The sequence below is a fragment of the Kaistia terrae genome (assembly GCF_026344005.1).
GTDB lineage: Bacteria > Pseudomonadota > Alphaproteobacteria > Rhizobiales > Kaistiaceae > Kaistia > Kaistia terrae.
Window position 1 is genome coordinate 566,817 of record NZ_JAPKNH010000001.1, and the last position, 20,994, is coordinate 587,810.

17 protein-coding genes are annotated in these 20,994 nt (G+C 65.5%); 4 read left to right on the forward strand and 13 right to left on the reverse strand.

Annotated elements, in window-relative coordinates; all coding sequences use genetic code 11:
- Nucleotides 1-9: 9 nt before the first annotated feature.
- Together OSH12_RS02635 and ppk2 are read left to right on the forward strand one after the other, a co-directional pair.
- The gene (locus OSH12_RS02635) at nucleotides 10-1,806 is read left to right on the forward strand and encodes a hypothetical protein (protein WP_266341945.1); all 1,797 of its coding nucleotides are present in this window, start codon (nucleotides 10-12) and stop codon (nucleotides 1,804-1,806) included.
- Nucleotides 1,807-1,931: 125 nt separating this feature from the next.
- On the forward strand, nucleotides 1,932-2,762 hold the full coding sequence (gene ppk2, locus OSH12_RS02640; protein ID WP_266341946.1) for a polyphosphate kinase 2: 831 nt from the start codon (nucleotides 1,932-1,934) through the stop codon (nucleotides 2,760-2,762).
- 50 nt (nucleotides 2,763-2,812) lie between these two features.
- Here the strand turns inward: ppk2 and OSH12_RS02645 are convergent, their stop codons facing one another.
- The gene (locus OSH12_RS02645) at nucleotides 2,813-4,501 is read right to left on the reverse strand and encodes a SulP family inorganic anion transporter (protein WP_266341947.1); all 1,689 of its coding nucleotides are present in this window, start codon (nucleotides 4,499-4,501) and stop codon (nucleotides 2,813-2,815) included.
- A gap of 644 nt (nucleotides 4,502-5,145) precedes the next feature.
- On the opposite strand from OSH12_RS02645, the gene OSH12_RS02650 reads away from it, so the two are divergent.
- Nucleotides 5,146-5,604 (forward strand): hypothetical protein, encoded by a 459-nt coding sequence (locus OSH12_RS02650; RefSeq protein ID WP_266341948.1) that lies wholly within the window; start codon nucleotides 5,146-5,148, stop codon nucleotides 5,602-5,604.
- A 214-nt stretch (nucleotides 5,605-5,818) separates the two neighbouring features.
- Here the strand turns inward: OSH12_RS02650 and OSH12_RS02655 are convergent, their stop codons facing one another.
- The 9 genes from OSH12_RS02655 to OSH12_RS02695 all read right to left on the reverse strand — a co-directional run bounded on the left by OSH12_RS02655 (nucleotide 5,819) and on the right by OSH12_RS02695 (nucleotide 15,838).
- Nucleotides 5,819-7,243 (reverse strand): PepSY-associated TM helix domain-containing protein, encoded by a 1,425-nt coding sequence (locus tag OSH12_RS02655; RefSeq protein ID WP_266341949.1) that lies wholly within the window; start codon nucleotides 7,241-7,243, stop codon nucleotides 5,819-5,821.
- Between the two features lie 13 nt (nucleotides 7,244-7,256).
- A complete protein-coding gene (locus tag OSH12_RS02660; RefSeq protein WP_266341950.1) occupies nucleotides 7,257-7,868 on the reverse strand; it encodes an SCO family protein in 612 nt (203 codons plus the stop codon).
- The gene (locus OSH12_RS02665; RefSeq protein WP_266341951.1) at nucleotides 7,868-8,353 is read right to left on the reverse strand and encodes a copper chaperone PCu(A)C; all 486 of its coding nucleotides are present in this window, start codon (nucleotides 8,351-8,353) and stop codon (nucleotides 7,868-7,870) included. The genes OSH12_RS02660 and OSH12_RS02665 overlap by 1 nt, the downstream gene beginning before the upstream one ends.
- Before the next feature lie 66 nt (nucleotides 8,354-8,419).
- Nucleotides 8,420-8,806: a hypothetical protein gene (locus OSH12_RS02670; RefSeq protein ID WP_266341952.1), complete on the reverse strand. Its 387-nt coding sequence runs from the start codon at nucleotides 8,804-8,806 to the stop codon at nucleotides 8,420-8,422.
- A gap of 358 nt (nucleotides 8,807-9,164) precedes the next feature.
- The gene (locus OSH12_RS02675; RefSeq protein ID WP_266341953.1) at nucleotides 9,165-10,814 is read right to left on the reverse strand and encodes a dipeptide ABC transporter ATP-binding protein; all 1,650 of its coding nucleotides are present in this window, start codon (nucleotides 10,812-10,814) and stop codon (nucleotides 9,165-9,167) included.
- Entirely contained in the window at nucleotides 10,811-11,674 is an 864-nt protein-coding gene (locus tag OSH12_RS02680; protein ID WP_266341954.1) for an ABC transporter permease, read from the reverse strand. Before OSH12_RS02680 ends, OSH12_RS02675 begins: the two co-directional genes overlap by 4 nt.
- Nucleotides 11,671-12,651 carry an ABC transporter permease gene (locus OSH12_RS02685; RefSeq protein WP_266341955.1) on the reverse strand — a complete coding sequence of 327 codons (981 nt, stop codon included), beginning with the start codon at nucleotides 12,649-12,651 and terminating at the stop codon, nucleotides 11,671-11,673. Before OSH12_RS02685 ends, OSH12_RS02680 begins: the two co-directional genes overlap by 4 nt.
- On the reverse strand, nucleotides 12,648-14,297 hold the full coding sequence (locus OSH12_RS02690) for an ABC transporter substrate-binding protein (protein ID WP_266341956.1): 1,650 nt from the start codon (nucleotides 14,295-14,297) through the stop codon (nucleotides 12,648-12,650). Before OSH12_RS02690 ends, OSH12_RS02685 begins: the two co-directional genes overlap by 4 nt.
- Nucleotides 14,298-14,422: 125 nt before the next feature.
- On the reverse strand, nucleotides 14,423-15,838 hold the full coding sequence (locus tag OSH12_RS02695; protein ID WP_266341957.1) for an LLM class flavin-dependent oxidoreductase: 1,416 nt from the start codon (nucleotides 15,836-15,838) through the stop codon (nucleotides 14,423-14,425).
- 343 nt (nucleotides 15,839-16,181) lie between these two features.
- Here OSH12_RS02695 and OSH12_RS02700 point away from each other — a divergent pair, with 343 nt between their 5' ends.
- A complete protein-coding gene (locus OSH12_RS02700) occupies nucleotides 16,182-17,408 on the forward strand; it encodes an acyl-CoA dehydrogenase family protein (protein ID WP_266341958.1) in 1,227 nt (408 codons plus the stop codon).
- 41 nt (nucleotides 17,409-17,449) lie between these two features.
- Here OSH12_RS02700 and OSH12_RS02705 read toward each other — a convergent pair whose 3' ends face one another.
- Genes OSH12_RS02705 through OSH12_RS02715 form a run of 3 tightly spaced genes read right to left on the reverse strand, consistent with a single transcriptional unit; the run spans nucleotide 17,450 to nucleotide 20,954 of the window.
- On the reverse strand, nucleotides 17,450-18,412 hold the full coding sequence (locus OSH12_RS02705; protein ID WP_266341959.1) for an ABC transporter permease: 963 nt from the start codon (nucleotides 18,410-18,412) through the stop codon (nucleotides 17,450-17,452).
- Nucleotides 18,409-19,398, reverse strand: a complete 990-nt coding sequence (locus tag OSH12_RS02710) for an ABC transporter permease (RefSeq protein ID WP_266341960.1) — start codon at nucleotides 19,396-19,398, stop codon at nucleotides 18,409-18,411. Before OSH12_RS02710 ends, OSH12_RS02705 begins: the two co-directional genes overlap by 4 nt.
- Nucleotides 19,395-20,954, reverse strand: coding sequence for a sugar ABC transporter ATP-binding protein (locus OSH12_RS02715; RefSeq protein ID WP_266341961.1), 1,560 nt, complete (start codon nucleotides 20,952-20,954; stop codon nucleotides 19,395-19,397). The genes OSH12_RS02710 and OSH12_RS02715 overlap by 4 nt, the downstream gene beginning before the upstream one ends.
- Between the last annotated feature and the right edge of the window lie 40 nt (nucleotides 20,955-20,994).

Below are 20,994 nucleotides of genomic sequence, written 5' to 3' on the forward strand. Positions count from 1 at the left end.
GGCGGCGGCGTGTCAAGTTCCATAGAACATCACGCCATCGACCCGTTGGACAGCGGGATGGCGCATGCCGTGCGCATCGCGGTTGATCGCGTTATCCGCAGTTCCGATTTCACAGTCGCGGAGCGTGCCCGCAAGTTCCTCTCCTATATCGTCAACGAGACGCTCGGCGGCCGGGCGGACCGCATCAAGGCCTATTCGATCGCGATCGAGGTGTTTGGCCGAAGCACCTCGTTCGACGCGCAGTCCGATCCGGTAGTGCGGATCGAGGCAGGCCGGGTGCGCCGAGCGCTGGAGCATTACTACCTGACGGCCGGGCGCGACGATCCGATTCTCATCGAGATCCCAAAGGGCGGCTACATCCCGAACTTCAGCTGGCGCAACGACCAGATCTCACGGCCGCCGGAGGCGGGCGCGACAACCGCGGCGGCGGTCCCGGCGGCTGGCGGGGGGCGCCGATACTGGCCGGCGCTCGCCATAGTCTCCGCGCTGGCCGTGGCCTTGGCCGTGGTGCTGTTCGAGCCTCTCGCCTTGCCGGGTGGGACGGACCGGCTCGCCACCTTCGGCGTGGCCGAGACGGCGGCGGTCCCTTCGCCTGCGCCGCACTTGGTCGTGTTGCCCTTCGCAGACATCTCGAACACGGCAGCCTCCGCGGTGATCGTCCGCGGGCTGACCGAGGAGGTGATCGGCCAGATCGCCAAGTTCCGAGAGATCGTGGTGATGCTGCCGAATGGCTCGACCGTGGCGCGTGACGACGGGGCGGCCGATAGAGAGGCGGCCTCTGCGCAGGGGGCTCGGTCGCGCTATGCGCTGGAGGGCAGTGTCCGCGTCGAGGACGACAGACTGCGGCTGATGGCGCGCCTGATCCGCCGCGGCGACGGGACCATCGTCTGGGCCGACAGCTATGACGATACGCTCGGCGCCCGCGACCTCATGGACGTGCAGGCGGAGATCGCCGCCAAGGTGGCGACCGCTGTCGCCCGACCCGACGGCGCCATTTTCAGCTCCGATTCCGCGCAGCTGTCGAAAGCGGCGACGGGCGACGGGGAGGCCTATACCTGCACCCTGGCCTACTATGCTTATCGAGCGGAACTGAAGCCGCAGACACGCAGCACCGTGGAGCCATGCCTGAGACAGACGACGGAGCGTTTCCCCAACGACGCCACCGCCTGGGCGCTGCTGTCGCTTACCTACCTCGATGAAATCCGCTTTCACCATCCTGTCGATGCGGGGCCGCCGCCGCTCGACCAAGCCCTTGCCGCAGCGCGGCGCGCCTTCGAACTGGATCCGAAAAACGTGCGCGGCATGCAGGCCTACATGGCGGCGCTCTTCTTCCACGATGAGGTCGAGGCGGCGCTGAAGCTGGGTGCCCGCGCGGTGGAGAGCAACCCGAACGACGCGGAACTCGTCGGTGAATATGGAATGCGCCTCGCCTTGTCAGGCGAATGGCAAAAGGGGCGGGAGCTGCTGCTCAAGGTGCTGGATGGTAATCCCGGCCCCCTCGGTTATTTCGAGACCGTCATTGCCCTGTCCTACTACATGCAGGGTGACTATCCGTCCGCTGCGACCCGGATCCGGAGGGCCAATCTGGACGCTAACCCCATCGACCACCTGGTCGCCGCGGCGATCTTCGGCCAACTCGGTCTCGATGATCAGGCGCGGGCGCAACGCGACTGGTTGCTCGGCAATGCCTCGGACGTCCTGGCGGATCTGCCTCGAGCTTTCCAGATGCGAAACCTGCGGGCGCGCGACGCGGCGCATCTCAGCGAGGGCCTGCGCAAGGCCGGGTTCGTCTTGTCCGCCTCCTAGGGCGGAGAGGTTGCCCCGCAAGGTGCGGGCAACGTCGAGACTACGCGATGCTACGGGCAGGCTCAGCTTGGCGCGCCTAGGCTTCAAGGTCAGCCGATCGGCGCATCGGTTCGAAGGAGGCGGTGATGGAACGGGATCTCGTCGAGACTGCGGAACCGGTCAAAGACCGGTCACGCGGAACCCTATCGGGCAAGGAATACGAGAAGGAGCTGCGGAAGCTGCAGAGCGAACTCTGCGTCCTACAGCAGTGGGTCCAGCACACCGGCCAGCGTATCATCGTGGTGTTCGAGGGTCGCGACGCGGCTGGCAAGGGAGGCACGATCCGCGCGCTCACCGAGCGGCTAAGCCCGCGCATCTTTCGGAAAGTCGCCCTGCCTGCGCCCTCCGACCGGCAGAAGACTCAGCTCTACATGCAGCGTTACATGGAGCATTTCCCGGCCGCCGGCGAAGTCATCGTCTTCGACAGGAGCTGGTACAACCGGGCGGGCGTCGAGACCGTCATGGGCTTCTGCACCAAGGAACAGCAGAAGACGTTCCTGCGGATCTGCCCGATGTTCGAACGGCTGGCGATTCAGAACGGCATCACGCTGATCAAATACTGGCTCGAAGTTGGCAACGAGGAACAGAAGCAGCGCTTCGAGGCGCGGATCACCGACCCGATGAAGCAGTGGAAGCTCTCGCCGATGGACCTGCCATCGCGGGAGCGCTGGTACGATTATTCGCGCGCGCGGGACCAGATGCTGGACGCGACGGACACCGAGGATTCGCCTTGGTACATCATCCGTTCGGACGATAAGAAGCGCGCGCGGCTGAACTGCATCGCGCACTTCCTTTCGCTCATCCCCTATGAGCGAATTCGCCCGCCTGAGGTGAAGCTGCCAAAGCGCGCGACGAAGCACGCCTATGACGACGAGCACACGATGACCGACCGTCGCTGGATTCCCGAGCGCTATTGAGGGTGCTTGCGGGCCGCGCGAGCCAAGGCTCTTCCTGGCGCCACGGGGGGTCAGCGGGGCGCAGCCAAACGCCCGCCGCCAGCTTCCCGGAACGCAGCCAAGGCATCCTCAAGGTCATCGAACAGCATGTCCGGACCGATCCGCGCCAGCGTTCCCGATCGTTCCAGCAGGGCACGGGGCTCGGTGTGCAGTTCTGCGATGCCGAATGCGATGCCACGCGCGGCGATCTGCGCGTGCATGTCATCCAGCATGGCCGCCGCGGTGGTGTCGATCTGGACGACAGCGCCTGCGTCGAGGACGAACCAGCGCGTTTCGGCCGGAAGCGCCGTGATCAGTTGCTCGAAACGACGTTTTACATAGTCGACGTTGAAGAACAGAAGGCTGCCCTGGATCAGATAGATGGCGAGGCCGGGGATGGGCTGCGCCTCCGGGTGTTTGTGCAGCTTGTAGAACCCTTCATGTCCCGGCATGCGGCCAAGAACGGCGTCGCGCGGCTTCGCGCCCCTGACGAGCAGATAGAGCAACGTCGCCGCGACCGCGACGATCACGCCCCTGAGCACGCCGAAACCGATTGCCCCCGACATACCGATCAGGGCAAACAGGAATTCCATGCGACTGGTCCGCCACAATTTGGAAAGCGCGCTGATGTCGATCAAACCGACGGCGGCCGAAGCCAGGATCGCGCCCAGCGCCGCCTTCGGGATCAACTGCAACGTCGCCGTCAGGAAGCCGACCGCGAGAGCAAGGGCGACCGCAGCGACGATGCTCGCCAACTGCGTTTTGCCGCCCATCGAGATATTGATGGCAGTGCGGGAATCCGACCCAGTCACGGGAATGCCCCCGAACAGCCCGGCGGCGACGTTCGCCGCGCCAAAACCGACGAGTTCCCGGTTGGCGTCGACGGTTTCGCCCGTCTTGGCGGCGAAGCTCCGCGCGGTCACGATGCCCGAGCCGAAGCTGACCAGCAGCACGGCGGCGGCGCCGAGGACCAGGTCTCCCAGATCTATGCCGGATGGAATCGGCAGCTGCGGCGTCGGCAGCCGGCCCGGAATCGGCCCAATGGCGGCAATGCCGTAGGATTGCAGGTCGAAGACCGTGGCGAGTGTCGTGGCGATGATGATGGCGACGACAGGGCCGGGTATCTTCGGCATCGTGGCGGCGAGTACGCGCAAGAGGATGAAGAGCGCCGACCCCAGCACCAGCGTCGGCCAGTTGATCAACGCCACCTTGCCCGCCAGCTCGATGAGCGGCCGGATCAGACCGTCGCTCTCGATGGAAACGCCGGTCAGCCGACCGATCTGACCGACAAGGATCGAGAGCGCGATGCCGCTCATGAACCCGATCAGGATCGGGCGGGAAAGGAAGCTCGCGATGAAGCCCAGCCGCAGCAGGCTGGCGATGAAGCAGAGCAGCCCGACGACCAGCGCGATGGCTGCCGCAGCGGCGACGTTGCCGCCGGCGGCGAGTGGCCCGAGCGAGGCGAGCACAGCGGCGATGACGATCATCGTCCCCGCGTCGGGTCCGACGATGAGCTGGCGCGACGAACCGAACAGCGCGTAAGCGATAAGCGGCACGATGCTGGAGTAAAGTCCCATCTCCGGCGGCAGGCCGGCTATGGCCGGATAGGCGATGGCGCTCGGCAAACCGACGGCGGCGATCGACAATCCCGACATGAAGTCGGCTTGCAGCCATGCGCGCTTGTAGTTGCTGAATTGGCTTAAGAAGGGTAACGCCGCCATCGCGGATCTCTCCGGCAGGACAAGAATGGGCGGCCCCAAGCCGGCGCGGGCTGGCAGAACCTGTCCCTTGCTGATTGTGGTCCTTCGAAGGGAGAGATCCTACGTAGCTTACGGTAGTGGCAGCACGCTCCGCGCCAGGCCGGCCGCCCGCGTCGCTTCCAAGCCCGCTGCTTTTGGCTGCGCGGTGCTGGCTACACCCGATGCTACGCGATGATACGCACGCGGGGTTTTGCGGATCGCTATGCTCACAGCTGAGAGTGGAATGGTGATCACGGCTTCGGAGACGGGTTAGTTGGTTTTCTAGCACAGCTGAATGGAGGGGTAGAATGAGGTGCCCCATCTGCGGCAGTAGCGCCAAGGACATCACTCCCCGTGAATCCGGATACGCATCCATTCGCTGTCTTGTCGATGGCGATTTCGAAATTGATGCCGGATGCCAGAGAGAGTTGTTCGAGTTGATCGAATCTGACCGTCATCGCGTCTTCCACGGGGCAATTCTCAGCGGACTAGCCGGCTCGCGCCCCCGCATTACGATGGCGGCAATCGTTGGTATTCAGGCCACGTCTCGTCAATTTCGACGGGATGCCATCGTGATCCCCGACATGAACTCAGAGTGCGCCACGTCTTCAAAGTAGGAGGAAGCGATGACAGCGACCGACGACCTCTCCAACCTGCTGCCGACAGCCGACCAGCTGAAGCAGAAAGCGGCCATGGCGGAAGCCGCAAAGGCAGACGAGGCCGAGCGTGCACGCATCGCCGGGGAGGCCGAGAAGCGTGCACTGATCGAGCGGCTCAGCAAACCATCGGGCGTATCGGACGAGGAGGCGCTGAAGCGGGTCGCGATCATCATCCAGCGCGCCGTCAGCAATGGCTTCACAGAGGTGCAGGTCTTTCGCTTCCCGAACACGCTGTGTACGGATCGCGGCCGGGCCCTCAACCAGGCGGAAGCGGGCTGGGAGGAGACGTTGACGGGGCTGCCAAAGGAGATGCTCGAGTTCTGGAGGCGGGAACTCCAGCCGCGCGGATACCGGATCCGCTACCAGATCGTAGACTTTTCCAGCGGCGCGCCAGGCGACGTCGGCATCTTTGTCGAATGGTCTTAGATAGCCCTCTTGCTCTGGGGCGAGAGGTTTGCGAGGCCGACCTGCAACTCGGCGACGGTCCGACATACCACCGTTGTCTGGTCCATGCCCGCGGTGCGGATTAAGAAGCTTGACGAACCGAGCATCGCGGTCCCTCAGGCTATTTGCAGACCAAATCAAGGATGGCGCCCTCGGCGTAGACGTGCGGCAGGCTTTTGTCCGCCGCACTTTTGGTTCAGGCCAGCGTTCGCCTCACGCTCGGCAGCAGACGCAGTAGCGCCGCATCGATCAGAAGCACCGCGACAATGGCGGCACCGGCCAGCGGGAACACGATGCCAAGGAAGACAACAAGCGCTGCCGCTCCTTTCCAGAACGGAACATCACCCGGTCGCGGCGGTGCGGCCAGCCGTCCAGAACCGCTGGGTCTCCGCTTCCACCACATGACCAGACCGGAGAGAGATACGCCCAGGACCGAGAGGCAGAAGGCTGTGTTGAGGGCGAAGTTCCAGACACCGAGGTCGCCCTCATGGAATGCGATGCCCCACGCCATCGCCTTGGCATAGGGCGAGTAGTCCGCATAGCGAACGTCTGCCAGGACATTGCCCGTGAACCGATCAATGTGGATGGTGCGGTCGGCCGCCGGGTTCGGTCCATCGTTCGATATGCTGTCGTGGCTGATCGTCCAGACGCCTGCATCTCCCTTCGGGAGGTTGATCTGGAAGCGCCCCACGAAGCCCAGGCTGCGCGCGAAAGCGGCCACCGTTTCAAGATCCACCGGTCCAGTAATGGCGGCTGTCCCTTTGAGGGAGCCGGAGGCGGGCATGGGGGTCTGCTCCAGCCCCCACGGCACCTCTTTGGCGGGTCCGTGGTTCATGTCCGCATGCACGTCATCGGACAGAGGCACGTTGTCCCACTTCTCGGCTGGAAACGTCGACCATGCCTGAACCATGCGCTCGCCCCAGACACCAGCCCAACTTAAGCCGGAGATCAGGAAGACGATCAGCATCAGCGACACCCAGAAGCCCACGACACCGTGCAGAGACTTCCAGAAAGTCCTGCCGCGCGCCGAAAGACGCGGGACGAGGGTATCCCGCCAAGAACCACCCCGCCGGGGCCAATGCAGATAGAGCCCGCTTGCCACCATCACGAGCCCGAGGCTGGCCGCGATTTCGATCAACCGGTCGCCGAAGGAGCCCAGCAGCAGCGTACCGTGGATCTTGTTGGCCAGGTCGTAGGCGCCAGCCCGCCACGGGAACGTGTGGAGCACCTCGCCAGTGTAAGGGCTCAGCACAACACCCGTGTTGCCGGCCTCGGTCGCGACCGAGATCACGGCTACCCTGTCCGCTGCAAGCGGCTCGACATACTGGGTGGCGCGGCCGCCCGGTATGGCCGTTTCGGCGGCCGTTTGCAGCACGCTCAGGGGAAGCGGCTCGCCACCCGGCTGGACGGTCATTCGCTCGGCACCGATGCCGGCCATCCAAGAGATCCAGAGCATGACCAGGCCGGTCGTGGCCAGCATGATCAGGAACGGGATGACATACAGCCCGGCATAGAAGTGCCAGCGCCAAGCGATGAAGTAGAACTTGTTGGCGCCAGAAGGCTGTGCAGCCTCCTTCGCCGACCCGCCGGCACCGACCGGGGGAAGCGTCGTATCCGTCATGTTTCCCTCGATCTCAGGCGCCAGCGACCAGTCGCTTCAGCTTTTCCAGCATGGTGTCGCGCGCTTCGCCGTAGGCGAGCGTGCCGACGAACTGACCGTCCTTGTCCATCAGATAGACCGAGGCGGTATGATCGATGGTGTAATCCCCGCCATCGACCGGAACGCGCTTGTAGTAAACGCGGTAGGCCTTGGTCACCGTCTCGATTTCGGCCTCGGTGCCCGACAAACCCTGGATATGGCTGTCGAAGGCGGAGGTGTAGCTGGCCAATTCCTTCGGCCCGTCACGTTCCCAGTCAACCGAGACAAAGGCGAAGTTCATCTTGTCCGCCTCGGGTCCCAGTTCCTTGATCAGGCCCGACAGCTCATAGAGCGTCGTTGGGCAGACCTCGGGACAGAAGGTGAAGCCGAAGAAGATGGCGGTCGGCTTTCCGAGGAAGTCCTTCTCGGTGACCGCCTTGCCATCGCCCCGCGTCAGCGTGAAGGGGCCGCCAATACTGGCAACTCCCGTCACGATCTGGCCGGCAGGCTGCGCCTGCCGAGAGTTTACAAGCGCGGTGAAGCCGACCAGCGTCAGGACGATGGCAGCCGCCCCGCCGGCCAGGAGACCTATGTGTCGAGGGCGCATCAGTGCTTGCCCCCGTGGCCGCCGTGCTCCATCGTCGGAGCTCCAAGCGCGCCGGCTGAGAGCTCTACGTCGACCGTGCCGGCATGCTCGAAGCGGAGCGTGACAGGGATCTTGGCGCCTTCGCTGATGGGTGCCTTGAGGTCGATCAGCATCAGATGAAAGCCGCCCGGCTCCAGCTTGACGGTTTCACCCGGAGGCAGCGCAAGGCCATCGGCAAGCTCGCGCATCTTCATCACACCATCGGTCACTTCCATTGTGTGGACCTCGACGCGGCCGGAAACCGATGAGGATCCTCCTACGAGGCGGTCGGCAGTCTGTCCGTGGTTGGTGAGGGTGAGATATCCACCTCCTGTACGCGCCGCAGGCGGTGTGGCGCGGGTCCAGGGATGGCCGATTTCGATGTCACCCGCCTTGTAGTCGTGGGCAAAGGCGGAAGGAGCGGCCAGCAGGACGGCGGCCGCGAGAAGGCGCGAAAAAGCTCGCATGATTGATCTCCAAATGCGCAAGAACAGCCGGCGCACGGGATGCGCGCCGAGCCATGAAATCAGGCGTCAGATGGAGAGCGAGGGCGGTCCTCGGGCCTCGGGAACAACTCGGGTCTTGGAAGGCGGGCCCCCTACTGCGCCGGCCGGGCGCCATTTCGCGGGTCGCACGTCGGCCTTGTAGGCGAACACGACCGGCGAAGAAGGCAGCAAAGGTCCTATGGCACTTGCTGCTTGGCAAAGCGTCGAGCAGCAATCGCGCGCCAGTGCCTTGATCGGATCTTCGTCGCTCGCCCCGCCGAGCGGAGAACAGATGATGAAGCGGGGGCCTGCTTCGGACGCAGCCATGACCGTCTGGGCGTAGGCCGAGATCAATCCTTGGGAGAGCAAGACATAGACAACGCCGACCGCCAGAAGGGCAGTCTTCAGCTCTTGCCAGATGAGCTTGCGCGTCACGTCCATAGATCGCTGATCGCATACCGCCATAGCTTTGTCACCGCGACAATTGCCTCCGGTAGGCCCGCTGCGACCTGTGGAGGGGCTGTATTGTCCAGTGGCGATCCAACCCAAATCTAGCATCGGCGGCACTGCCCACGTCGGATGAGGTTTCCGACGGCGCCGGTCGGTGACGGACCGGCCGGCGTCGAGGTCGGTTATCGCCAAGGCGAAAGGCAGGGAATTCAGCCTTGCGTGAGGGATCGCACCACGGTGTCGAGGAATTCGCTGAGAAGAAATGTCTCTTCGTCGACGTTCTGATCGGTAAGACAAGGCCCGTGCCGCATAGCAGCCTTCTGACGAGCGTGCTGATCTCCAACTACACGATCGACGTGTTGAAATCGGTTGCGTGGGCGCCAGCGTTTGGCTGCGGGAGATGTGGCGCGGACGCCAGCAAACGCCGCGTGAACTCGTGCTGAGGATTGATGAACAAATCCTCGGTCGCGCCGCGTTCGACGACTCTGCCGTCCAGCATGACCAGAACTTCGTCGCTGATTTCCCGGATCACGCCGAGATCGTGCGAGATGAACAGGTAGGAAACGCCGAGCTCGTCCTGCAATTCGCGCAGGAGATCGAGCACCTGCTTTTGCACCGAGACGTCCAGCGCCGAGACGGGCTCGTCGCAGACGATGACCTTGGGATTCGAGGCGATCGCTCTTGCGATGGCGATACGCTGGCGTTGCCCACCGGACAGCTGCAATGGCCAACGGCCGGCGTATTCGGCCGGAAGGCGGACTCTTTCGAGCAGCGACGCGACGCGCGCCGCATGCTGGCTGCGCGGCAGGCCGCCGGCATCAAGCGCATCGGAAAGAATGCGCCCGACATTCCAGCGCGGATCGAACGAACTGAGCGGATCCTGGTAAATCACGCCGAAATGGGGGCGCTGCGGCCGCCGCGCGCGTTCCGAGACGGCGTTCTTGCCGGCCGCGTTCCACCTGCTGCCGTCGAAGGTCACTTCGCCCCGGTCCGGGCCAACGAGGCCGAGCGCGATCCGCGCTGCGGTCGTCTTGCCTGAACCGGATTCGCCAACGATTCCTAGAGTCTGGCCGGAGCGAAGCGTGAAGCTTACATCGTCGACGACGCGACGGTCGCTACGGTCCGGTCCGGCATAGGTCTTCGACAGGTTCGACGCTTCCAGCACGATGGGTGTCTGGTCCTTGGAGGCGATCCGGGCCTTGTGCCGCCTTGCACCGGGAACCGAGCCGAGAAGCAGGCGCGTATAGGCGTGTCTCGGCCGGCCGAGCACCTGTTCGGTCGGCCCCTGCTCGACGACATCGCCTTGATGCATCACGACGACATGGTCGGCGATCTGCGAGACGACGGCGAGGTCGTGGCTGATGATCAGCAGGCCCTTGCCGCGCTGCTTGACCGCCTGCAGCACCTTCAGGATCTGCGCCTGCACGGTGGTATCAAGCGCCGTGGTCGGCTCGTCGGCGATGACGATGGCCGGATCGAGCGCCAGCGCGGTCGCGATCAGCGCGCGCTGGCGCAGGCCGCCGGAAAGCTGGTCGGGTCGCTGGCGGGCGCGCAATTGCGGCTCCGGAATGCCGACGAGATCGAGCAGCTCCAGCATCCGCTGCCGCCGCGTCTCGCGGTTGCCCCAGCCATGGGCCGAAAGCGCCTCGATCAGTTCGTCGCCGACCGGGCGCAGTGGATCGAGCGAGACGAGCGCATCCTGCAGGATGAAGCCGATATCCTTGCCGCGCAGGCCGCGCCATTGCCGGTCGGTCAAGCCGCGCAGGTCGGTTTCGCCGAATTGCAGCCGGGTCGCCGAAACGCCGGCGCCCGCGCCGGCCAGACCGACCAGCGTGCGCGCCGTGACGCTTTTGCCGGAGCCGGATTCGCCGACCAGCGCCACGGCCTTGCCGGGCTCGACGGTGAAGGAGATGTCGCGGACGACACGGCGGCGGCTCGCGCCGTTGCCGAGCGTGACCGAGAGGTCTTCGACGATCAGGGATTGGCCGCTCATGCGCCGCGTCCTTCCAGCCGGTGCTGCAGATAGCGGCCGAAGACGGTCGTCGCGAGCGTCGTCAGCACGATGAAGAGGCCGGGGAAGAAGGTCAGCCACCAGGCGCGCTGGACGAAGTCGCGGCCCATGGCGAGCATGGTTCCCCATTCCGCCGCCGGCGGCTTGGCGCCGAGGCCGAGGAAGGAGAGTGCCGAAGACCAGACGATCGCCTGGCCGATACCCATGGTGATGGTGACGATCAGAGGCCGCATGGCGTTGGGCAGGATCTGCCGGGCGATGGTGCGGAGCGGTGGATGGCCGAGCGCCCGCGCCGCCTCGACATAGCCGGCATTGCGGGCGGCGATCACCTGGCCGAGCACCATGCGGGCATAGCCGGGCGCCGTGCCGATGCCGGTCGCGATGATCAGCGGGCCGATGCCGCTGCCGAGATGGGCGGCAAACAGCAGCGCCAGCACCAGCGTTGGGAAGGAGAATAGCACGTCGAGCAGCCAGGAAACGGCGCGCTCGGCGAAGCGGCCGCCCAATCCGCCGATCAGGCCGAGGATGATGGCGAGGCTCATCGACAGCGCCACGGCGCCGACGCCGAGCAGCAGCGATTGCCGGGCGCCATAGATGACGCGGGTGAAGATGTCCCGGCCGGACTGGTCCGTACCGAAGAGATGCACCCAGCTCGGCGGCTGGAAGGCCTCGCGCGGCGCGATTGCCAGCGGATTGGCGGCGGTGAACAGGCGCGGTTCGATCGCCGCGAGCGCCAGGGCAAGAAGGAAGAGGCCGGCGAGGATGGCGCGCAGGGGCGGCAACCGCAGGGCAGGAAGCCGCCATGCGCCGGGGCGGATCGACAGGGCGTCGGAAAAGCTCATCGCGTGGCTGCCTTGATGCGGGGATCGACGAGGACGAACAGCAGGTCGGCGAGGGTGCTGGCGACGATGTAGACGATCGTCACCACCAGCGTGACGCCGATGGTCAGCGGAATGTCCTGGCGGGTGACGGCCTGGTAGAGGATGCGGCCGAGGCCCTGCCGGGAGAAGATCACCTCGACCAGAACGGCATTGCCGATCAGCGAACCCACCGCCCAGGCGGAGAGGCTGATGCCGGGCAGCACCGCATGGCGGAGCGCATGCCGCAGCCGCACCGCGAGGTCGGAAAGGCCGCGCGTTCGCGCCGAAAGGATGAAGGGCTGGTCGAGCGCCAGTTCGAGCGATTCCCGCGTCACCTGCGCCAGGAAGCCGGCGAGCGGAATGGCGAGCGCCAGCGTCGGCAGGACGAGGCCTGCGAATCCGTCGCGGCTTTGCGGCGGAAACCATTTGAGGCCGAAGGCAAAGACGGCGAGCAGGACCAGCGCCAGCCAGAACTGCGGCAGGGAGGCTGCCACGGCCTCAAGGCCGGAGCCGAACGCGCTGAGGAAGCGGTTGCGCCGGGTGGTGCCGATCACCGAGACGAGCGCGAGAGCCCATGCGACAAGCATTGCCGAGGCCGTCAATTGCAAGGTCGGGCCGATCTGCTGGGCCAACACGCTTGCGACCGGCTGGCGCTGCGAGAACGAGACGCCGAGATTGCCGGAGACCAGGCGCTCCAGATAGAGGCCGTACTGGACGATCAGCGGCCGGTCGAGGCCGAATTCGCGGATCGTCGCGGCGATCGTCTCTGGGCTCGGATTGGCGGTCGGGCCGCCGAGCACGGCGCGGACGGGATCGCCCGGTGTCAGCTTCAGCGCGAAGAAGGTGATCGTCGCCGAGGCGAGCAGCACGAGGATGCCGACCAGCACGCGGATCGCCACGCGCTGGCCAAGGCGTCCCAGCCCGTCACCCGATGGAAAGGCCAGGACGCCGGCGCTCATTTGCTGACCCAGGCGTCATAGAGAGTGGTCACCGACAGCGACGGCTCCAGCCGGACGCCATGCGCGGTCTTGTAGACGCCAAGGCGGGTGCTCTGCGGATAGGTCAGCACCTGCAGGAAGTTGGAGGCGACGATCTTCTGCGCCTGGTGGTAGAGCTCGCGCCGCGTCGCCTCGTCCTGCGTTTCCAGCGCCTTGGCGACGGTCTTGTCGAACTCGGCATCCTTGAAGCCGGAGGCGTTCTGGTGATAGCCGCCGGAGCCCGCCGCGCCGATGAATTCGGAGCTCAGCACGATCCGCAGCACGTCGGCGGTGTTGGTGTTCCAGTAGGCGCCGATCGCGTCGTAGTCCCAGCGCGAATCCCGGTCCAGCCAGTCCGAGAAGCCGACCGTTTCCAGCTGCACGTCGAAGCCGGCCTGGCCTGCGGTCGCCTGGATCTGCTCCCAGAGCGAGCGGTCGGCCGGGCCCTGGAAGTCGCCGATCGGGATGTGGATCGTGAGCTTCTTGCCGTCCTTGGAACGGATGCCGGCGCTATCGCGCTCGGTCCAGCCGGCCTCGTCGAGCAGCTTGTTGGCGCGATCGGGATCGTAGTCGTAGAGGCCCTGGAAGTCCGCCGTCGCGAAGGGGGTGACGCCGCTGAGCGGTCCCGGCGCGCGGCGATAGCGGCCGAAGAAGACGCTGTCGAGCGCGGAGGTGATATCGGCCGATCGGATGAACGCCTCGCGGACACGGATGTCGTCGAACGGCGCGCGGGTGATGTTGAGGCTGCCATTGGTCGGATTGCCGGGGCGATCGGTGACGATCAGCTTCAGATCCGGGTTCTGTTCTGCTTCTGCCTCGGATTCCGGCGGCACGGACTCGATGACGTCTACATCGCCGCTCGCGAGCGACGCATAGCGTACCGACGGCTCGGGGATGAACTTCCAGATAACCTGGTCGAGATAGGCCGGGCCCTGATGATCGGCGGTCGGCGGCGCCCAATTGTAGTCGGGGTTGCGCTCCAGCACGATCTCGCTCTGGCGGTCCCACTTCACCACCTTGAACGGGCCGGAGCCGATCGGGCTTTCGCAATTGACGTTGCGATCGCGCGCCAGCGCCGTCGGCGCCTGGATGCCGAGGAAACCCTGCGCCAGCACTTCCAGGAAGGCGGCATACGGCTTGGAGAGATGGACGACGGCGGTGAATTCGTCCGGCGTGTCGGTGCTGACATATTGCTGGATGTAGCCGCCGGCGGTCGAGGACTGCGTCGCCGGGTTCTTGATGTGGTCGAGGTTCGCCTTCAGTGCGGCGGCGTTGAACTTCTCGCCATTGGTGAAGGTGACGTCGTCGCGGAGTTGGAAGGTGTAGGTCTTGCCGTCCGGCGAGATGGTCCAGCTTTTCGCCAGCCAGGGGCCGATCCGGCCCTGCTTGTCCTGCGAGACGAGGGAGTCCGTATATTGCTGGGCAATGAAGACCTGCGGCATGTCGCCGTCGACATGCGGGTCGAGGCAGGTCGGTTCGCGGTCGGTCGCGTAGATCAGCGTGCCGCCCTTGACCGGCGTCGTCACGTCCTCGGCACTGGCGTGCGAAATGCCGCCGGCCAGCAGGAACAGGGTGGCAAGGGCGGTGGAACCGCGCGCAAGCGAAGCACGGCGAAGGATGCGTTTCATGCTGGTGTCGTCCTTTGCAAAAGGCAAGCGGAAGGCCGCGCCGTCCGTCCAGGAGGCGAGCATCCGGTCTGGTTTCAATCCGGGGCGACGGAGTGCCGGCCGGTGCGTTCAGGTCTTGGGTAGGGTCAGGCCGCTTCCGCGTCGGAGGGTTGCCGCGCTGCTGCCTGGGCCCGCTTCACCGCCTCGATGTCGCGATAGCGCGCACCGGGGTGATCGTCGGGCAGATAGGGGCCATCGCCGAAGAGCTTTTCGCGCAGCGTTCCCGCCGCATAGGAGGTCGGGTAGGCGTCGCGGCGCTGCAGTTCGGGGATGAGGTAACCGACGATGTCCTCGAACGAGCCCGGCGTGATCGCATAGGCGATGTTGAAGCCGTCGACGTCGGTTTCTTCGACCCAATCCTGCAGGATGTCGGCAATCGTTTCGGCCGAGCCGACGAAGACCGGCCCGGCGCCGCCAATGCCGCCCCAGCGCGCCAACTCCTCGATCGTCCAGGGCCGGCCGGTTTCCTCGATCGATTCAACCAGCGACGTCAGGCCGGCGGATTCGACCTTCCGCACCAGGTCGGTCGGCGCGTACTGGCCGAAGTCGATGCCGGTCCAGCCGGACATGAAGACGAGCGAGCCGTCATAGGAGGCGTATTCCTGCAGCTTCTCGAACTTGGCCTGCGCCTTGGCGTCGGTCTCGTCGACGATGATGGTGATCAGATTGTAGACGAGCAGCTTGCGCGGATCGCGGCCGGACGCTGCCGCGCGGGCGCGGACGTCGGCGACATAACTTTTCAGGGCCGGCTTTGTCAGGGCGCCGACGAACACGCATTCGGCGTTGCGCGAGGCGAAGCGTCGGCCTGCCTCGGATTGTCCAGCCTGGAACAGCAATGGCGTCCGCTGCGGCGAGGGCTCACTCAGGTGATAGCCCGGCACCTGGAAGTATTTTCCGTCATGGCCGATCTCGTGCACCTTGGCCGGATCGGAGAACAACCGCCGCTCGCGGTCGCGCACCACGGCGCCTTCTTCCCAGCTGCCTTCGAGCAGCTTGTAGAGGACCTCGAGATATTCCTCTGCCACGTCGTAGCGGTTGTCATGCTGGCGAAGCCCCGTTTCGCCGACATTCCTGGCGCCGCTTTCCAGATAGGAGGTGACGATGTTCCAGGCGACGCGCCCCTTGGTCAGGTGGTCCGCCGTCGAGAGCCGCCTTGCGAAGGTGTAGGGGTGCTCGAACGAGGTGGAGGCGGTGATGCCGACGCCGATATGCTGCGTGCTCATGGTGATCGGCAGCGCCAGCTGCAGCGGATCATTGACCGGAATTTGCGCCCCCTGACGCAGTGCCGCGTCGAGATCTCCCTTGTAGACGTCGTAATAGCCGATCACATCGGCGATGAAGATGCTGTCGAAGATTCCTTTCTCCAGAGTCCTCGCCAGATCAGCCCAGTATTCTACATCCTTGTAGCGCCACGACTGGTCGTCCGGGTGCGCCCATAGTCCCGGAGACTGGTGGCCGACGCAATTCATCTCGAAGGCATTGAAACGAATATGTCGAGGCAAGAGAATATTCCTTCGAGATTTCAAATTTTCGTAGTGAAAGACTAGCGGGGGTTTCGGGGCGGTTACAGGAAGCCGGTATCCTTCTTCGACGGATCGATGGAAATTTCCTCCACCATCCGACGCATCAGCTCGAACGGGCCGATCGCGCACGGGCATAATTTTTCCGCGCCGAGGCGCAGCACATGATGGGGTTTCTGTCCGCCTTCCCGTCGATCGGATATCGCTGGTGGACGGCTTCCACCGTCGTGGCCGTTTGCCTGTCAGGATCGCTTCCCGCCGTTTTCAGCGCGTGAGGCGGATCGTTGCAAAGGCGTCCATTTTCTCCCAGTCGAGGATCCTAAAGATGACGCAGATCGATGCCGGTTGGGGCGCCGGCCCTACGGCCTCCTACGAAACATTGGCCGCGACGTTCCGGCCCATTTTTCGGCAGATCGCGGCGGGAGCCGTCGAGCGCGAGGTTGCACGCCGCTTGCCGTATGAGGAACTCGCCCTGTTGAAGGTGGCGCGCTTTGGTGCTGTGCGCGTGCCGCGTGAGCAGGGCGGCTTTGGCGCCTCGCTTCCAGAGCTGTTCGCGCTGTTGATTGAACTGTCGGCGGCGGATTCCAACGTCACGCAGGCACTTCGTGCGCATTTCGGCTTTGCCGAGGAGATTGTCAGCGCGCAGCCGTCGCCCTGGCAGGCAAACTGGTTCGAGCGGCTCGTCGCCGGCGATACGGTCGGCAATGCCTGGACCGAAGTCGGCGATGCGAAGCAGTTGACCTTCGCCACTCGACTCGTCCGGGATGGCGAGCGTTGGCGGCTGAACGGCACCAAATATTACACGACCGGATCGCTGTTCGCGGAATGGATCGACGTCACCGCAACGGGCGAGGACGACAAGCCGGTCGGCGTACTGGTGCGCTCCGATGCGCCCGGCGTCGAGATCTTCGACGACTGGGACGGATTCGGCCAGATCGGCACGGCAAGCGGCACGTCGGTATTCAGCAATGTCGCGATCGAACCGGCGCAACTGGTCGCCGACGAGGGCAGGGTCAAATACGGCCAGGCCTTCTTCCAGCTCGTGCATCTGGCGACTTTGGCCGGCATTGGCCGGGCGGCGGCGATCGAACTCGCCGAGGCGGTTGCGACGCGGACCCGCCACTACAGCAACGGCGCCGGGGCGCGCTCGAGCGAGGATCCGCAGGTTTTGCAGGTCGTCGGTCGCATCCGCGCCTCGGCTTACGCTTCGGGCACGATCGTGCTGAAGGCGGCGGAAGCGGTGCAGCGCGCCTTCGAGCGTCGGATTGCCGGCGACGTGGAAGGCGAGACCACAGCCGCGGCAATCGCCGATATCGAAGTCGCGCAGGCGCAGGTGATCGTGTCGAGCCTGGTTCTCGACGCCACCTCGTCGGTCTTCGATGCGCTGGGAGCTTCGGCGACCCGCAAGGGCGTGGCGCTGGACCGGTTCTGGCGCAACGCGCGCACGCTGTCGTCGCATAATCCGCGCATCTACAAGGATCGCATCATCGGCGATTTCGCCGTCAATGGCGCGCCGCATCCCGCCCAGTGGCGGATCGGCAAGGTGGCCTGAAAAGTTGGATCGACGGTCGCCGGTGCACAGCCGGCGGCCGATCAGCCAGCGCGGCCGCGCAGCCCGGCGAGGGCCAGCGCGCCGACGAGGATCAGGCCGGACAGGGCGGATTTCAGGTTGAAGTCTAGCCCGAGCAGATTGAGCCCATTGGCGACCACGCCGAGGAATAGCACCCCGAGCAGGGTGCCCGGCACGTTGGGGCGCAGGCGCGGATGGATCGAGGCGCCGATAAAGGTCGCGGCGATCGCGTCGAGAAGGTAGGATTGGCCGGCGAGCGGTGTGAACTGGCGCAAGGTTGCCGCCAGGATGACGCCGCCGAGCGCGCAACTTGCCGCCGCGAGGATGAAAACAACAGCGACATGGCGGCCGACGCGGATGCCGGCGACGCGGGCGGCGCGCGGTTGTAGTCCGATCGCATGCACGCGCTGGCCGAAATTCGTTCGCTCCAGCAGCAGGTAGTAGCCGACCAGCACGACAGCGGCGATCACGATTTCCATCGGAATGCCGGCGATGTTGCCAGCCGCGAGGTCGCGAAAACCCTGCTCCATGCGTCGAAAGGCAATGGGCCCGCCGCCATCGGTGTAGATGCGCTGGATCGAGCTTCCGATGAAGAAGGTTCCGAGCGTTGCGAGGAACGGGCGGATGCCGAGCCCGACGATCAGCAGCGCATTGAAAGCGCCGACAAGCGCGGCGCCCGCCAAGGCGGCGAAGATCGCCACATACCAGGGCGCGCCAAAATCCTTCAGCGCGATCAAGGCGAAGACGGCCCCGAAATCGATCGCGACGCCCACGGAAAGGTCGATCCCGCCCGAGGCGATGATCAGCGTCATGGCGAGAGCGACGATCAGCAGGACGGCGCTGCTCTCCAAAATGGTGAGAAGGTTCGTCGGCGCAGTAAAGGCCGGCGCCTGGATGCTGAAGAACACCAGCAGCGCGATCAGGATGAGGATCAGGCTGTGCCGCAAAAGTGGGGCGACGAACCGGGGCAGGGCGAACGCGGTCATCGACGCAGCCGTTCATCGAGCGCTGCGGCGACCAGCACGAGCAGGATCAGGCCGCCCTTGATGCCGCTCACCCAGAAGATGTTGACCTGGAGCAGGGCAAAGCCGGTCGAGAGCGCCGTTACCAGCACGGCGCCGAGTAGGGCGCCCCAGACGGTCACGATCCGTCGGCGCGAGAAGGCACCGCCTAGAAAGGTCGCCAATACCATTTCGAGCAACAGCGGCTCCTCCGAGCCAGGCGAACTGCCGGAGCCGCGCGCCAGGATGGCGATCGCCGCCACGGCTGCGGCCGCCGCCGCCAGACCGTAGGAGAGGGCGACGGACTTTCGCGTCGGCAGGCCCGTCAGCGAGGCGACGGCGCGGCTGGCGCCGATCGCCTGTAGATGCGCGCCCCAGCGGGTGCGATGGACGAGGAAGGCGAGCCCGGCGAAGACGAGCAGCGCCAGCAGCATCGAGGCCGGGATACCGCCGATGTCGCCGTCGCGGACCCAGTCGATGGCCCGGTTCGAGACATTGATGCGTCGGTTGGAGGTGATGAGTTTGGTGAGGCCGGAAACGGCGACCGAGGTGGCGAGCGTCGCCAGGAGCGGCGTCAGGCCGATGCCGACGACAAGCAGGGAATTGGCGGCGCCGACCGCGAGCACGGCGGGCAGGCCGAACAGGAGCGCCGTGCCGAGGCCGCTTCCGGCGACGCTGAGCTGGTAGCTGATGATGCCGGCGCCGAGCACGGCTGCGGCGGGCAGCGACAGGTCGATGCCACCTGAAACGACATCATCCCCGCCGCCGATCACAACGACCGAGAGACCACAGGCGAGGATGGCGAGCGGCGCGGATTGGCGCAGGATCGCGGTCAGGTTCTGGGCGTCGAGGAAATTCGGGGCCCGCAGCGCCAGATAGGCGAGCAGTAGCGTGAGGACGATCAGCGCCGCATGCGAGACGAGGCCGGCCAGCCATGCCCGGCTGCTTGGGGCGGATATGGCGAGGCTCATGATGCCACCCTCTGGCCGGCCGCGTCGGTTGTCCGCGCGATCAGGCCGTCGACGCTGATTTCGCCGCACCGCACGATCTCGACCAGCTTCCCACGCACCAGCACGGCGATGCGGTCGCAAAGGCCGATCAGTTCGGCGGCGTCGCCGGACGAGACGATGACCGTCGCGCCGCCGTCAGCGAGTTCGCGGACCAACCGGTAGATCTCGGCGCGGGCGCCGATGTCGACGCCGATGGTCGGCTCGTCGAGCAGGAAGATTTCCGCTTCCGCCGCCAGCCAGCGGCCGAGCACCACCTTCTGCTGGTTGCCGCCGCTGAGCAGGCCGGCCCGCGTGCCGACGCTTCGCGGCCGGATGTCGAGCAGGTCGGCGAGCCGGGTCGCGCGCGCGTTGGCTCGACGCTCGCGGCGAAAGCCGGCAGTCGAGACTTCGTCGAGCGACGCGAGGTTGATATTGTCCGTGACTGCGAGGTCGAGCACGAGCCCATCCCGGCGGCGATCGCGCGGTACGAGGACGAGGCCGGATTGTACCGCAAGCGCGGGGTCGAGGCGGATTGGCCTGCCGGCTCGCGTCACGCGCCCCGTCGCAGGAGGGCGCAGTCCGTAGAGCCCGTCGACCAGTTCATCCCGGCCCGAGCCGATCAATCCGGCGATGCCGAAGATCTCGCCCTTCGCGAGGCTGAAGCTGACATCAGCGAAGCTGCGGCCGTCGCCCAGTCTTTCGACGGCAAAGCTTGGCTCGGCTTCGATGCCGTCTGCAGTGCGCACGGCCGCTGCCGGATAGAGATCGTCGAGCTGGCGGCCGATCATCCACGTGATGATTTCGTCAGTGCGGGTCGGGTTGGGCGCATCGAGGACGGCCACGTGACGGCCGTTGCGAAACACCGTGACGCGGTCGCAGATGTCAACGATCTCGCCGAGATAGTGGGAGACGTAGAGGATCGAGACGCCGCGCGCCTTGAGATTGCGGATGGCGTTGAAGAGCCGTCCGGTCTCGGCAGCGGCAAGCGGTGCCGTCGGCTCGTCGAACACGACGAGGCGGGCCTTGCCGTCGATCAGGGCGGCGGCGATCTGCACCAGCTTGCGCTCGGCGATGCCGAGGTCGCGGATCAGGGTTTGGCCATCGAGCGGGCATTCGAGCACGTCGCGCAGGAAGGCTTCGGCCTCGCGTCGCATCCGCCGCTTGGCAAGTCCGCCAAAACGGTCGGTCCGTTCCTGGCCGAGGAAGACGGATTCGGCGACGGTGAAATGGTCGACGAGGTTCAGTTCCTGATGGATGATGCGGATGCCGATCGCGTGCATATCGGCGGCGGCGCCACCTGCCAGCACCTCGCCATTGGCGAGAATATCGCCAGCGTCGCGCGCATAGACGCCGCCGAGGATCTTGATGATCGTCGACTTGCCGGCGCCGTTTTCCCCGACCAGGCCGTGAATCTCGCCGGCGCGGATGTCGAGATCGGCGGCGTCGAGCGCCCGGACACCCGGAAAAGTCTTGACGATGCCTGTCATCGCAAGCGTCAGGCCTGGCGCGAGGGATGCGGCGGCGAGGGGGAGGGGCATCGGGAAATCCAGCAGGAAAGCGAAAACCCCGGCGCGAAGG

What these genes read in the sequence shown, in the direction of transcription:
- ppk2 (WP_266341946.1), top strand. Translation starts at nt 1,932, where the DNA reads ATGGAACGGGATCTCGTCGAGACTGCGGAACCGGTCAAAGACCGGTCA.
- OSH12_RS02645 (WP_266341947.1), bottom strand. Translation starts at nt 4,501, where the DNA reads ATGGCGGCGTTACCCTTCTTAAGCCAATTCAGCAACTACAAGCGCGCA.
- OSH12_RS02650 (WP_266341948.1), top strand. Translation starts at nt 5,146, where the DNA reads ATGACAGCGACCGACGACCTCTCCAACCTGCTGCCGACAGCCGACCAG.
- OSH12_RS02655 (WP_266341949.1), bottom strand. Translation starts at nt 7,243, where the DNA reads ATGACGGATACGACGCTTCCCCCGGTCGGTGCCGGCGGGTCGGCGAAG.
- OSH12_RS02660 (WP_266341950.1), bottom strand. Translation starts at nt 7,868, where the DNA reads ATGCGCCCTCGACACATAGGTCTCCTGGCCGGCGGGGCGGCTGCCATC.
- OSH12_RS02665 (WP_266341951.1), bottom strand. Translation starts at nt 8,353, where the DNA reads ATGCGAGCTTTTTCGCGCCTTCTCGCGGCCGCCGTCCTGCTGGCCGCT.
- OSH12_RS02675 (WP_266341953.1), bottom strand. Translation starts at nt 10,814, where the DNA reads ATGAGCGGCCAATCCCTGATCGTCGAAGACCTCTCGGTCACGCTCGGC.
- OSH12_RS02680 (WP_266341954.1), bottom strand. Translation starts at nt 11,674, where the DNA reads ATGAGCTTTTCCGACGCCCTGTCGATCCGCCCCGGCGCATGGCGGCTT.
- OSH12_RS02685 (WP_266341955.1), bottom strand. Translation starts at nt 12,651, where the DNA reads ATGAGCGCCGGCGTCCTGGCCTTTCCATCGGGTGACGGGCTGGGACGC.
- OSH12_RS02690 (WP_266341956.1), bottom strand. Translation starts at nt 14,297, where the DNA reads ATGAAACGCATCCTTCGCCGTGCTTCGCTTGCGCGCGGTTCCACCGCC.
- OSH12_RS02700 (WP_266341958.1), top strand. Translation starts at nt 16,182, where the DNA reads ATGACGCAGATCGATGCCGGTTGGGGCGCCGGCCCTACGGCCTCCTAC.
- OSH12_RS02705 (WP_266341959.1), bottom strand. Translation starts at nt 18,412, where the DNA reads ATGACCGCGTTCGCCCTGCCCCGGTTCGTCGCCCCACTTTTGCGGCAC.
- OSH12_RS02710 (WP_266341960.1), bottom strand. Translation starts at nt 19,398, where the DNA reads ATGAGCCTCGCCATATCCGCCCCAAGCAGCCGGGCATGGCTGGCCGGC.
- OSH12_RS02715 (WP_266341961.1), bottom strand. Translation starts at nt 20,954, where the DNA reads ATGCCCCTCCCCCTCGCCGCCGCATCCCTCGCGCCAGGCCTGACGCTT.